Raw genomic sequence first — 12,967 nt, 5'->3', positions numbered from 1 at the left:
GGCCTCCCCAGCCTCGTCGGCCGGCGCTTATAAGCGCCGGCCGACTCCCTCGCGCGTGCGAGTCGCGCCCTCCGGGCGCTCCTCGGCACGCGCCACCGCAGATGCGTTCGAGTGAGCATGTCATGACGCTCGCCGCGGTCGGTTTCTCTCCGGGACCGTTGCTAAACCCTTATCAGCGCTCGGGTGGGAGAAACGCTCGTATGAGCGACCTCCCGGACGACTTCGACTGCACCCTGACCAACTGGGAGTACATCTACGGGCTCTGCCGCAACGTCTCGAACGCGGTGAAACGCGCCGACTTCGAGCCGGACGTGGTCGTCGCGCTGGCCCGCGGCGGCTGGTTCGCGGGGCGGTGCATCTGCGACTTCCTCGGGCTCAACGACCTCACGAGCCTCAAGATGGAGCACTACGTCGGCGCCGCCGAGAAGAGCGACGAGCCGCAGATCCGCTACCCGATGCCGGAGGGGAGCGTCGAGGGGAAAGACGTCCTGATCATCGACGACATCGCGGACACCGGCGGCTCGATCCGCCGCGCCGAGGAGTACGTCGACGATCGGGACGCCGGCGAGGTCCGCACCGCCACCCTCCAGCTTTTAGGCACCTCCGAGTTCCAGCCCGACTACGTCGGCGAGCGACTCGAACAGTGGACGTGGGTCGTCTACCCGTGGAACTTCCTCGAGGACATGATCGACCTCACCGAGGGCGCGATGGAGCGCGCCGACGAGACCGTCTTCGACCGAGAGGACGTTCGCCACTACCTCGACGAGTATCACGGCATCGGCCGCATCGAGATGGAGGTCGCCCAGGCCGGCCGCCTCGACGAGGTGCTCGACGAGATGGTCCGCCGCGACGTGGCCGACCGCGCCGGCGAGAACGCCTGGACGCTCGCCGAGTAACGGCTCGCGATGAACGACGACGAATCGGATCCGGATCCGAACGACGACAACGATGACACCGGCCCGGCCCTCGACGCCCTCCTCGACGCCTACGCCCTGAAAGACGAGCGGCGCACGGGCTGGCAGCTCCGCGGCGTCGACGCCCCCGAGTCGGTCGCCGCGCACGCGTGGGGCGTCGCGTACCTCGTCTTGACGCTCGGTGACCGATTTCGCGAGGACCTACCCGACGTCGACCTCGACCGCGCGCTCCGACTCGCCGTGGTCCACGACGTGGCGGAGGCCGAGACCGGCGACGCCGCGACGCGTGCCGACTCGACCGCTGAGACGGTGGATCCGAACGCCAAGGAGGCCGCCGAACGCGAGGCGATGGCGGACCTCGCCGGGCCGCTCCCCGACCGCGTCCGCGACGCGTGGGAGGCGTACGAGGCCCGCGAGTCGCCAGAGGCGGTGCTCGTCAAGGAGTGCGACCTCCTCGACGTCTGTCTGCAGGCGGTGCTCTACGAGCGCGGCGACCGGTACGACCCCGCCGACGGCGACCCGGAGGCGTTCCGCGAGTACGACGACCTCGACGAGTTCTTCGCGACGACCGAGCCCCGGCTCCGGACCGAGACCGGGCGGGCGCTGTTCGAGCGACTCTACGAACGATACAGGACGGCGCGGGACGAGAGGTAGCGAGTCCGAGTTCCCGCGACTATACGACAGATGTCGAACCTCAAAAACGACGACTGTAGGTCCTCTCCCGGCCGATCAGCGCCGAGAGATAGCAAGAACGTTAACGGCCGAGTTCGTTTCGGGGACTGAGAGCTTTCACCACGCATGTCCGAGAACACTGACCTGATTATCGTCGGCGGGGGAATTAGCGGGGCGTCGCTTCTGTACACGGTGGCGAAGTTCACCGACATCGACGACGTGACGCTGATCGAGAAGGAGCGGGAGATCGCCGCGATCAACTCCCACCGGACGAACAACTCCCAGACGCTGCACTTCGGCGACATCGAGACGAACTACACCCTCGAGAAGGCCGAGGAGGTCAAGGAGGGCGCCGAGCTGCTCGCGGGCTACCTCGAAGGGACCGACCCGGACCGGGAGATGCACAGCAAGCGCAGCAAGATGGTGCTCGGTGTCGGCGACGAGGAGGCCGCCAAGCTGGAGGAGCGCTACCGCGATAACGGGTTCGGCGACCTCTTCCCGAAGCTGCGCGAGATCGGCCGCGAGGATATCGCGGAGCTGGAGCCGAAGGTCGTCGAGGGCCGCGACCCCGACACGGAGCTCAAGGCGCTCCAGACGCCCGACGGCTACGTCGTCGACTACGGCGCCGTCGCGAAGTCGTTCGTCGACGCCGCCCGCGAGGAGGAGGGCGTCGCCGTTCACCTGGGCACCGCGGTCGAGGACGTCGACGAGGGGCGCGACGGGTTCACGGTCGAGACCGACGACGGCGACTTCGAGGCCGACGCGGTCGTCGTCGCCGCCGGCTCCCACAGCCTTCAGTTCGCCAAGGAGATGGGGTACGGCGAGCACATGTCGCTGCTCCCGGTGGCGGGGAGCTTCTTCCTCGCCGACGACCTGCTGAACGGGAAGGTGTACACGCTCCAGATGAAGAAGCTCCCGTTCGCGGCGGTCCACGGCGACGCCGACGTTCACGACCAGGGCGTCACCCGCTTCGGTCCCACCGCGAAGCTCGTGCCGACGCTCGAACGCGGCCGGCTCTCCACCGTGGGCGACTTCGCCGACGTGTTCGGCTTCTCGCCGGCGTCGGTCCTGAGCTACGCCAACATCCTCTCGGACCGGATCCTCTTCCCCTACGTCGTGCGCAACCTCGTGTACGACATCCCCGAGGTCGGCAAGCGCGCGTTCCTCCCGAACGTCCAGAAGGTTGTCCCGACCGTCGACGTCGACGACATCGAGCGCGCGAAGGGGTACGGCGGCGTGCGCCCCCAGATCGTCGACACGGAGAACAAGGAGCTCGACATGGGCGAAGCGAAGATCACCGGCGACGGCGTCCTGTTCAACATCACGCCCTCGCCGGGCGCGTCGACCGCGCTGAAGAACGCGATGACCGACGTGCAGACGGTCCTCGACTTCTTCGACGAGGACCACGAGTTCGACGAGGAGTCCTTCCGGGAGGCGACGATCGAGAACTTCCCGCGGGTCGACGACGGCGAGGGCGACGCGGAGGCGGACGCCGACGAGGCTGAGTCCGAGGGAGACGCTGCCGACGACGACTCGGACGACCGCGTCCCCGCCGAAGCCGACGACTGATCCGGGTGGGGTCGACGCGCGCGGCGCGGAATCGGTCCGATTCTCCCCCGACACCGGTCGCCGCCGTCTCGTGGCGTCGTTATCCCCGTTGAGTCGGCTGCAACCGAATTAAACCGGATCAAATCGCGCTAAAATCGGCTGCAGGGCCGTCCTCCCTTTTATTCAACCACCCGCTAGGCCGAGTTGCGATGTTCGAAGCAGATCCGCTCACGACGGCAACGCTCGCAACCGACGCAGCCAAGACGGCCCTGCAGGTCGGCCCGCCGGCCGACGCCGCCTCGCAGGCGCCCGCGTTCGTCCAGGAGATTCTCGTCGAGGTCGGGTCCTCGGCCGGCGACGCCGCGGGCGGGCTCGGCGAGACGATCAGCGATCTGACGCCCGGCGGGAGCGGCGTCGCCGAGGCCGGGAGCGACGCGGCCGAGGGCGCCAGCGACGCCGCGAACGGTGCCGCGGGGAATGCCCCCGGCCGATAACGCGCGTCTCCCGACCGACACCGTTCGCCGCGTCGGCGATAGCGCTCGCCGCGTCGGCGACAGCGTTCGCTGACTCGTTTTCACGCCCGCGCTTCTCCGCCGACCTCCCGATCGAACGCCTCCCTGAGCACGCGGATCGCCCGCCGCTTCGTCCCGTCGGGGACGAACACGAAGGGGATCGGCACGTCGAACGCGCGGTCGCCGTACAGTCCCCAGTCGCCGACGGAGCGCGTCGTCCCGCCGTACGCGATGGGGATGTCCTCCAGCTCGTCCGGGTCGTAGGCGGGCACGTACGACCGGTCGATCCACACCTCGTGGACCGGCACGTCGAGGGCGTCGGCTAAGAGTCGCTCCAGCCGGTCGTCGCCCTCGGTGAGCCACGACGTGAACTCGTCGAGCGCGGGGGTGTACCCTCGCTCGCCGTCGTCGTCGGCGCTCTCTTCACCGCCGTCGCGGTCACCGGCGAGGTCGCTTCCGATCCGGTCGGCGAGCGCGATCCGGTGTTTCCAGCAGGTGGCCGGGAAGCGCCGCCCGCGGAAGCGGTCGTACATCAACGCCAGCGTCGAGTCGGGGTTTTCGCGGGCGGCGACGCGGAGGCGTTCGAGCACCGCGTTGTCGTCGAGCTCGCGGTCGAGTATCCCCTCGACGGTGACCGGGCTCTCACCAGTTTCGGCGGCGTACTCGCCGAGTATCGCCTGCAGGAGCCGGTTGGCGTACACCGACTTGTGGTGCTGGGTGACCCACATGTATAACGCGATCCGGCCCTCGAGGTAGTTGCCGATGGTCGACAGCGCCTTCTCCGAGAGCGCCAGCCCCTCCTCGGGGTGGGCGGTGTAGGCGTCGACCATGCGCTCGACGTCGAAGCTCAACACGCCCGCGCCGGTCATCTCGTTGTCCCGGGTGATGTAGTCGAGGCGGTCCACGTCGATGGGGGAGTGGAGCAGCTGGGCGCCGACCCCGTACTGCCACGGCTCGCCGCGCTCGTACGCGAGGCTGTAGCCGAGCACGTACGCGCACACCTCGAAGGGGTCGACGTCGAACGCGCGGAGCGCGTCGCCGTACTCCTCGACGACGATCACGCAGCCGAGTAGCTCGTGCGGGTTCGCCGACCGGAGCGGGGCGCCACCCACGCCGGCGTCGTCGAAGGCGTCGACCAGCCCGGTCTCCGCGACGCGTTCCCGGAGGACGCCCTCGTCGAGGAACCCCTCGGAGAGGTGCGAGAAGGGCGGGTGGCCAACGTCGTGGAGCAGGCAGGCGCACTCCAGCGTGCGCTGGATCTCCTCTAGCTCGTCGGTCGTCGCGTCCCGCGTGAAGTACGACTGCCGGCGGAGGTTCTCGAAGACGGTGCGGCCGAGGTGGTAGACGCCGAGCGAGTGCTCGAAGCGAGTGTGGTTCGCGCCCGGATACACGAGGTGCGTGGCCGAGAGCTGGCGGACGTACCGCAGCCGCTGGAACGGCCGGGTGTCGACGACGCCCTCGACGAGCGCGTCCGGCAGCTCGACGTAGCCGTGGACGGGGTCTTTGATCTGGGTGGTGGGCATCGATTACCGACACGAGGCCGCCTCGCGACCTGCTTCTTTCGGTCCCCCTCCGACGGCCTCGCCCTCCCCCCGATCTCCCCGAAACGTTCGATTCCGTCCTTATAAATAGCGAGCGCGGCGATCCCCACGCATGGCATCGGACGCCGCCGCCGAGACCGGCTCCCCCCTCGTCGACCGGTGGACCGCGCTCGACCGCGGCTGGCAGGCGCTCGCGCTCGGGCTGGGGATCGTCGCCGCCCACGCCGCGGGACAGGTCGCGGGCCTCTTCTGATGGGCGTCGCCGCCGCGGCTCGGCCGTACCTCCCCGGGCTCGGGCTGCTGGCCGCCGGCGCGCTCCTCTCGCACCTCGCGGCCGGCGCGGTCGACGGGCTCCAGCCCCTCGTCGTCGCGGTCGCGGTCGGCGCGCTGGTCGGCAACACCGTCGGGACGCCCGAGGTCGCGAAACCGGGAGTCGGCGTCGACAAGCTCTTCTTGGAGACCGGGATCGTCCTGCTGGGCGCGGCGGTCGTCGTCGAGGAGTTCCTCGCCGCGGGGCCGACCGTGCTCGGACTGGTCGTCGTCGCGGTCGGCGGCGGACTGCTGCTCGCGGAGCTGATCGCGCGGGGGCTGTTTCGACTGGACGGAACGACCCCCTCGCTGCTCGCCGCGGGCGCGAGCATCTGCGGCGTCTCCGCGGTCGTCGCCATCGGGCGCGTGCTCGACGCGCGCGGGTCGGCGATCACGTTCGCGGCGGCGACCGTCCTCCTCTTCGACGCGGTCACGCTCGTCGCCTTCCCGATCGCCGGCGAGTGGCTCGGGCTCACCGGCCGGCAGTTCGGCGTCTGGGCCGGCGTGAGCATGTTCTCGACCGGTCCCGTCGCGGCCGCGGGGTTCGCACATTCGCCGGAGGCGGGCCAGTGGGCGACCGTGACGAAGCTCGCGCGCAACTCCCTCCTGGGCGGCGTCGCGGTCGCCTACTCGCTCGCGTACACCGCGCGGTCGGCGACCGATCCGGGCGTCCGCCGGCTGTGGGCGGAGTTCCCGAAGTTCCTCCTCGGCTTCCTCGCGGTCGCCGCGGTCGCGAACAGCGGGCTCCTCTCGCCGGCCGCGCTGGAGTCGATCGGGCGCGTCTCTGACGCCCTCTTCACGCTGGCGTTCGTCGGCCTCGGGCTCTCGATCCGGCTCCGCGAGATGCGCGAGGTCGGCGGGGCCGCCGTCGGCGCCGTCCTCGTCCACCTGCTCGTCGTGAGCGCGCTCGCGCTGGCGGCGGTGCGGTGGCTGCTGTGACCTTCGGAATCGGATGTTCTCTGCGTGTAGAAGGTCTCTCCGCGGTGAACGCTCGTTTAATACCTCAGAGACCCTATATATGTGAGTCGAGCGAGGCGACCGCTCCGAGACCCGTTCCGGCAGCGACCGCGTCGTTCGTTCGACGACCGAGTTGAGAAATATGACAACATTCGAGTACGAGATCGAGATCGCGGCGCCCGTCGAACGCGTCTTCGCGTTCGACAGCACCCCCGAGAACTGGCCGCGAACGATGGCCGGTCTGCGCGATTTCGAGGTGCTGAGCGAGACCGATACCGGAGCGAATATGCGGGCGACGTACGCGCTGCTCGGGACCGCGATGGACATGGAGATGGAGATGACCGTGGTCGAGCCGAACGAGGAGATCGCGGTCACCGTCGACGGCGACGGCATGCACGGCGAAACGCGCAACCGCTACGTCGCGAGCGGGGACGGAACGAGAATCGTCCACCGGACGGACTACGAGATGGGTGATTCGCTGCTCGACCGCCTCTTGGGACCGGTCGCGAGGCGGTACAACGAACGGCAGCTCAGGACCCACTTGGAGAACACGAGGGACATCATCGAGGCCGAGATCGAAGCGGAAGCGGCGACGGCGGCCTAGTTCGGCCGCTTTCTCGACGCGCGTCGACGGCTTCAATCCTTATAAGTATCGAGCGGACGCACTCCGCGTATGAGCACGATCGGCTTCATCGGCGGCAGCGGCATCTACGACGCGCTTCCTCTCAACGACGTGCGCGAGGTCGAGTACGGCACGCCCTACGGCGAGCCCAGCGACGCGATCACGATCGGCGAGTTCGCCGACACCGGGAAGGAGGTCGCATTTCTCCCGCGACACGGCTCGAACCACGGCGTCTCGCCCACCGACCTCCCGTACCGCGCCAACATGTACGCCCTCAAGAAGGCGGGCGTCACCCACATTTTCGCGTCGAACGCGGTCGGGAGCCTGAAGGAGGAACTGGAGCCGGGAACGCTCGTCGTCCCCGACCAGATCTACGACCGGACCAAGCACCGCGACCTCTCCTTCTACGGCGACGGCGTCGTCGTCCACCAGCCGTTCGCGGACCCCTACAGTCCGGAGCTGGTCGATCACCTCACCGAGGCCGCCGAGTCGGCCGTCGGCGGCGAGGGCGACGACGACACTCCCGTCGTGAAGGGCGGCACCTACGTCTGTATCGAGGGCCCGCAGTACTCCACGCGCGCGGAGTCGGAGTTCTACAAGAGCCAGGGGTGGGACCTGGTCGGCATGACCGCGATCCCGGAGGCGAAGCTCGCCCGCGAGGCCGAGATCGCGTACGCGACGATCGCCGGCGTCACCGACTACGACGTCTGGAAGGCGGACAGCGAGGTGACGCTCGAAGAAGTCCTCGAGAACGCCGAGCAGAATCAGGAGGCCATCAAGGCCGCCGTCGAGGAGGCCGTGCGATCGCTCCCCGACGACCTCGAGTGCGAGGCGCACACCTCCCTCGAAGGCACCGTCAACACGCCGACCGAAGCGATTCCGGAAGAGACCCAAGAGCGCGTCGAGCCGCTGCTGGGCGACTACCTATAAACCGATCTGCGGTGCGGTCGGCGCGTGCCTGCGAGCGCCCTGATAAGGGCGCGAGTCAGCACGCGCGAGGGAGTCGCGAACGGAGTGAGCGACGAGGCTGGGGAGGTGTGAGGTGCGGTTGCCGTTGGGTGGGACTCAAAGGGGCAGTCGCGAGGACGAAGCACGCTGCAGCAAGCACCGCAGCGAGGGAGTGCCAGCGACCGAGCGAGGAGCGCAGCAAAGCGCGCGAGTCGTCGCGGCTGGGGCTTTGGAGGTGTTCATCGCAGAGTTACTGGCACCGATTCATAAGCGACCGAGTGAAACTACAGAACCGACTCCGATCTCGAAACCGTACTAGTCCGCGATCGCTTCGGACTCCCCGGTCATCGCCGCGGGGTCTTTCACCCACAGGTCGCCGAACAGGTCGTCCTGCTGGAGCCGCACCGAGCCGCGGTGGGCCATGAACAGCAGCGCGAGGTACGTCATGAACGGGCGGCCGCCGGCGGTCTCGATCTCCCCGAACAGCACCTCCGTGCGCCCGCGGTCGAAGTGGGTCCGGAGGGCGTTGTCGATCTCCACTATCACCTCCTCGATGTCCTCGTCGTGGGTGCGGTCGGTCGCCTCGCCCGCGGTCGGCTCGCCGTCCTGTCGGAACTCGTCGCCCGCGTGGTAGTCGAGCGTCTGGGTGCCGCGGGCGTGGCCGTGCGGCGACTCCGAGGTGTCGTACTCGCGGGAGTCCTTCCACCACGAGCCGCGCTCGGCCTCGCGGAGCTCCCGGACCAGCTCGTCGAGCGTCTCCGGCGAGCCGCGGGTGCTCTTCCGGTCGAGCCGGCGGTCCATCTCGGCCTCCAGCTCGTCTATCGGATCGAAGTCGCCGTCGGCGGGGTCGGGCGCGCCGCCCTCCATCGCGACCTCCCACGGCTCCGGCTCGGGCTCCTCGTCCTCGTCGTCGTCGGCCAACATCCCGTCGCTTTTCATCCGGAGCAGGACGCTGGCGTAGAACAGCGCGCGCCCGGTCGTCCGGAGGTCCGTCTCGTCGAGCTTCTCCAAGAACGCGTCGGTCACCTGCACGATGTCGATGTCCCACGGCTCGATCTCGCCCTCCTCGGCGAGCTGGACGAGGAGCTCGACGGGCTCGACCTCGTCCTCGTCGGTCTCGTCCGGGGGCGAGACGCCGGTCACGGTCGGTTCGGACCCGTCGGTCGGACCGGACCCGTCGGTCGGACCGGACCCGTCGGTCGGACCGGACTCGCCGATCGAGCCGTGGTCTTCGGCCGAGTCGGGGCCGTCGTCCGGGGAGTCGTCGGCGAACGGGTCCGCCCCGTCGCGCTCGCTCGTCAGGTCCAAGTCCGGGACGCCCCCGGCCGACTCGTCAGTCATCCGCGGTCACCTCGCCTTGCTCGTCGCCCTCGCCGTCGTCGCCGAACTGCATCCCGGTCACGGCGGAGAGGTTGTCGCCCTGCATCGTGACGCCGATGGCGCGGTCGGAGCGCTCTAACAGCGCCGAGCGGTGGCCGACGACGACGAACTGGGCCTCCTCGGCCAGCTCCTCGATCATCTCGCCGACGCGCTCGGCGTTGACCGCGTCGAGGAACGCGTCGATCTCGTCGAGCGCGTAGAACGGCGCGGGGTTGTGCCGCTGGATCGCGAAGATGAAGGAGAGCGCGGTCAGCGACTTCTCGCCGCCGCTCATCGCGTCGAGCCGCTGGACCGGCTTGTCCGCGGGCTGGGCCTTCATCGTCAGCCCCTCCTCGAAGGGGTCCTCGGGGTTCTCCAAGAGGAGCTCGCCGCTGCCGGCAGAGAGGCGCGCGAAGATGTCCTCGAAGTGGTCGTTGATCGACTCGAACGTCTCCATGAACGTCCGCTTCTTCTCGGCCTCGTACCCCTCGATGCGCTCTTCGATCGCGTCGCGCTCCTCGACCAAGACGTCCCGGCGCTCCCGGAGCGTGTCCAGCTTCTCCTCGACCTCGTCGTACTCGTCGATCGCGAGCATGTTGACGGGTTCGAGCGCCTCCATCTCGGCTTCCAGCTCCTCGATCCGCGACTCGACCTCGTCGAGGTCCGGGATCTCCGAGGCGTCGTACTCGCCGACCTGCGACTCCAGCTCGTCGATCTCCCACGCCAGCCGGTCGCGCCGGTCGGCCAGGTCCTCCAGGTCCGACTCCGCCTCCGAGACGAGCGAGCGCTGCTCGTCGCGCTCGCGGGTCGCCTCGGTGATCTCCTCGCGGAGGTCCTCGCGGTCGGCCTTCAGCTCCGTCAGCTCCTCCTCGAGCTCCGCGATCGCCTCGCGTTTCGCCGCCAGCGTCTCCTCTTTCTCCTCGATCGCCGCCTCGTGCTCGGCGATCGCCTCCTCGGCCTCGGCCTTCCGGTTCTGCGCCGTCTCGACGGTGTCGTGGAGGTCGTCGACCGCGTCCTCGGCGTACCCCTTCTCCAACTCGAGCTCGTTTTGCCGCCCGTCGAGCGAGCCCATCCGGTCTTCCAGGTCCGAGATCTCCCCGCGGATCTCGTCGGCGCGCTCGGAGAGCTCCGGGATCTTCGAGTCGGCCAGCTCCGCCTCGATCTCGTCGATCTCGGCGTCCAGCTCGTCGATCGCCGCGTTCAGCTCGTCGATCTCGTCGTCGAGATCGCTCATCTCCGCGTCGACCGACTCGCGTTCCGCCTCCAGGTCCTCCAGTTCGGCCTCCAGCTCCTCGATGCGGTCCTCCGCGTCGGACAGTTCGTCTTCGGCGCGCTCGACGTCGGCCTCCAGCGACCTGACGCGCTCGGCCGCGTCGGCCTTCCGGTCGCGGGCGTCGTCGATGTCGCTTTCCAGCTCGTCGATCTCGGACTGTAGCGCCTGCCGCTCGTCCTCTAGGTCCGAAATCTCGGTCGCGAGCCGTTCGAGCTTCCCGCCGCCGGACTTCGTGAACGCGTACCGGGAGCCGCCGCCCGATCCGCCGGTCATCGCGCCGGACTTCTCGACGAGGTCGCCGTCGAGCGTCACCATCCGGTAGTCGCCCATCAGGTCGCGGGCGGTGTCCATGTCCTCGACGACCAGCGTGGAGCCGAGCACGTACGAGAAGATCCCCTCGTACTCCGCGTCGTAGTCGACGAGGTCCCGCGCGAAGTCGACGACGCCCGGCACCGAGGGCTTCCGCGGGAGGCCCCGATTGTCCATCTCCGTGATGGGGAGGAACGTCGCCCGGCCGGCGTTGCGCCGCTTGAGGTAGTCGATACACGTCGACCCCACGCCGTCGTCGTCGACGACGACGTTCGCGAGCCGGCCGCCGGCCGCGGTCTCACACGCCTCGGCGTACTCGGCCTCGACCGAGCCCAGCTCGCCGACCGCGCCGTGAACCCCGTCGATCCCGCCGTTCTTCACCTCGGTCACCGCGCGCGGCCAGGAGGCGTCGCCGCGCTCGTCGGCGGCGGCCTCCAGCTTCGCGTACTCGTTCTGCTTCTCGCGGAGGTCCTCCTCGATCGCCTCCAGCTCCTCGCTCTTCTCGGCCTTGTCGGCGAACAGGTCGGCGACCGCGTCCTCGATCGTCGCCTCGTTCTTCTCGGCCTTGTCGAGCTCGCTTTTCAGCTCGGAGACGCGCGCCTTGTGCTCGGGGATCGACTCGCGGGCCTCCTCTAAGTCCTCCCGCGCCTCGCTCACCGCGTTCGAGCGCCGGCGGGCGTCGTCGAGCAGGCGGTCCTTCTCCCGTTGCAGTTCGTTCTTCTCCTCGCGCAGCGACTCGATCGACTCCTTCTTCTCCGCGAGCTCGGCTTTCAGCTCGTCGAACTCGGTGTCGGCGCCCTCGATCTCTGCCTCCACGTCGGCGAGCTCCGAACGTTTCGTGGCGATCTCCGATTTCACGGAGGCCTTCTCGACTTTCGCCTCGCGGATCTCCTCCGCGAGCTCCTCGATCGTCTCCTCCTTGCGGTCGATCTGGACGAAGGCGTCGCGCCGCTCGGTCTCGGCCTCCGCGGCGCGTTCCTCGGCGGCCTCGATCTTATCCTCTAGCCGCGAGATCTCGCCCTTCACCTCCTCGATCTCCGAGCGGATCTCGATCTGCTCGTCCTCGCCTTTGGTCTCGATCTCGTGGTTGAGGTCGGCCAGGTCCTCTTCGAGGCGAGTGAGCTTCCCCTGTCTGGCGTCGAGCTCGGCGCGGAGCTCTTCCAGCTCTCCCTCCGCGTCGTCGATGTCGCCCTCGACGCCAGCGAGCGTCTCCCGTTTCTCCTCCAGCTCGGACGCCTTGAGGAAGCCGCGGTACTCCTCCAGTTCGTCGCGGAACTCCTGATACTGGAGGGCGGTCTCACGCTCGTCGGCGAGCTGGTCGAGCCGGTCCTGCTTCTCGCCGATCCGGAGGTCGGCCTCCTCGATCCGGTCCTCGACGGTCTCTAACTCCTCGTAGGCGGCCTCCTTCTTCTCGTCGAACTCGGCGACGCCCGCGATCTCGTCGATGATCCCCCGGCGCTGGTAGGGGGTCATGTTGATGATCTCGGTCACGTCTCCCTGCATCACGACGTTGTACCCCTCCGGCGTGACCCCGGCGGCGGCGAGCAGGTCCTGCACGTCCGAGAGGTTCACCGACCGCCCGTTGAGGTAGTAGTACGAGTAGTAGTTGTCCTCGGTCTCCTTGACGCGCCGCTTGATCGTGATATCGGAGACGTCGCCGACGTTCTCCGTGCCGGCGGCGGAGACGACCTGCGAGCGGTCGAGGGTCCCGTCCTCGTTGGACAGCACCACCGTCACCGACGCCTCGCTCGGACCGCCGGACCCCTCGCCGCCGTCGTGGCCGGGGTTGTAGATCAGGTCGGTGAGCTTCTTCGCTCGGATCCCGCGGGTGCGAGCCAGCCCGAGCGCGAAGAGGACCCCGTCGATGATGTTCGACTTCCCGGAGCCGTTCGGCCCGGTGACGACCGTGAAGTCGTCGTAAAAGGGGATCCTCGTCGTGCGCCCGAAGCTCTTGAACCCGTCTAAGACCACTTCTGTGATGTGCATTGTCGCGGGAGGGTACG

At 68.7% G+C, this 12,967-nt stretch carries 11 protein-coding genes; 8 read left to right on the top strand and 3 right to left on the bottom strand.

The window, feature by feature from the left end; translation table 11 throughout:
* Nucleotides 1–200 precede the first annotated feature (200 nt).
* From EDM04_RS14225 to EDM04_RS14210, 4 genes are all read left to right on the top strand, one after another.
* Nucleotides 201–896 (top strand): phosphoribosyltransferase, encoded by a 696-nt coding sequence (locus EDM04_RS14225; RefSeq protein ID WP_123623257.1) that lies wholly within the window; start codon nt 201–203, stop codon nt 894–896.
* A gap of 9 nt (nt 897–905) precedes the next feature.
* Nucleotides 906–1,568: an HD family hydrolase gene (locus EDM04_RS14220; RefSeq protein WP_123623255.1), complete on the top strand. Its 663-nt coding sequence runs from the start codon at nt 906–908 to the stop codon at nt 1,566–1,568.
* Between the two features lie 144 nt (nt 1,569–1,712).
* Entirely contained in the window at nt 1,713–3,155 is a 1,443-nt protein-coding gene (locus EDM04_RS14215; RefSeq protein WP_123623253.1) for an FAD-dependent oxidoreductase, read from the top strand.
* 188 nt (nt 3,156–3,343) lie between these two features.
* Nucleotides 3,344–3,628, top strand: a complete 285-nt coding sequence (locus EDM04_RS14210) for a hypothetical protein (RefSeq protein ID WP_123623251.1) — start codon at nt 3,344–3,346, stop codon at nt 3,626–3,628.
* Between the two features lie 80 nt (nt 3,629–3,708).
* On the opposite strand, the gene EDM04_RS14205 is transcribed toward EDM04_RS14210, so the two are convergent.
* Nucleotides 3,709–5,169 (bottom strand): HD domain-containing protein, encoded by a 1,461-nt coding sequence (locus tag EDM04_RS14205; protein ID WP_123623249.1) that lies wholly within the window; start codon nt 5,167–5,169, stop codon nt 3,709–3,711.
* 130 nt (nt 5,170–5,299) lie between these two features.
* Here EDM04_RS14205 and EDM04_RS18620 point away from each other — a divergent pair, with 130 nt between their 5' ends.
* The 4 genes from EDM04_RS18620 to mtnP all read left to right on the top strand — a co-directional run bounded on the left by EDM04_RS18620 (nt 5,300) and on the right by mtnP (nt 8,005).
* Nucleotides 5,300–5,440 carry a hypothetical protein gene (locus EDM04_RS18620; protein ID WP_164471142.1) on the top strand — a complete coding sequence of 47 codons (141 nt, stop codon included), beginning with the start codon at nt 5,300–5,302 and terminating at the stop codon, nt 5,438–5,440.
* Nucleotides 5,440–6,435: a YeiH family protein gene (locus EDM04_RS14200; protein ID WP_123623247.1), complete on the top strand. Its 996-nt coding sequence runs from the start codon at nt 5,440–5,442 to the stop codon at nt 6,433–6,435. The genes EDM04_RS18620 and EDM04_RS14200 overlap by 1 nt, the downstream gene beginning before the upstream one ends.
* Before the next feature lie 160 nt (nt 6,436–6,595).
* Entirely contained in the window at nt 6,596–7,057 is a 462-nt protein-coding gene (locus tag EDM04_RS14195) for an SRPBCC family protein (RefSeq protein WP_123623245.1), read from the top strand.
* A gap of 69 nt (nt 7,058–7,126) precedes the next feature.
* Nucleotides 7,127–8,005, top strand: coding sequence for an S-methyl-5'-thioadenosine phosphorylase (gene mtnP / locus EDM04_RS14190; protein WP_123623243.1), 879 nt, complete (start codon nt 7,127–7,129; stop codon nt 8,003–8,005).
* A gap of 333 nt (nt 8,006–8,338) precedes the next feature.
* Here mtnP and EDM04_RS14185 read toward each other — a convergent pair whose 3' ends face one another.
* Together EDM04_RS14185 and smc are read right to left on the bottom strand one after the other, a co-directional pair.
* Nucleotides 8,339–9,364 (bottom strand): ScpA family protein, encoded by a 1,026-nt coding sequence (locus EDM04_RS14185; RefSeq protein ID WP_123623241.1) that lies wholly within the window; start codon nt 9,362–9,364, stop codon nt 8,339–8,341.
* Nucleotides 9,357–12,950, bottom strand: coding sequence for a chromosome segregation protein SMC (smc, locus tag EDM04_RS14180; RefSeq protein WP_123623239.1), 3,594 nt, complete (start codon nt 12,948–12,950; stop codon nt 9,357–9,359). The genes EDM04_RS14185 and smc overlap by 8 nt, the downstream gene beginning before the upstream one ends.
* Nucleotides 12,951–12,967 lie beyond the last annotated feature (17 nt).

It is taken from the genome of Halorubrum sp. CSM-61, from assembly GCF_003781945.1.
Lineage (GTDB): Archaea > Halobacteriota > Halobacteria > Halobacteriales > Haloferacaceae > Halorubrum.
The sequence above is the reverse complement of the archived record's forward strand: the minus strand, read 5'-3'. Positions and strand labels throughout refer to the sequence as shown.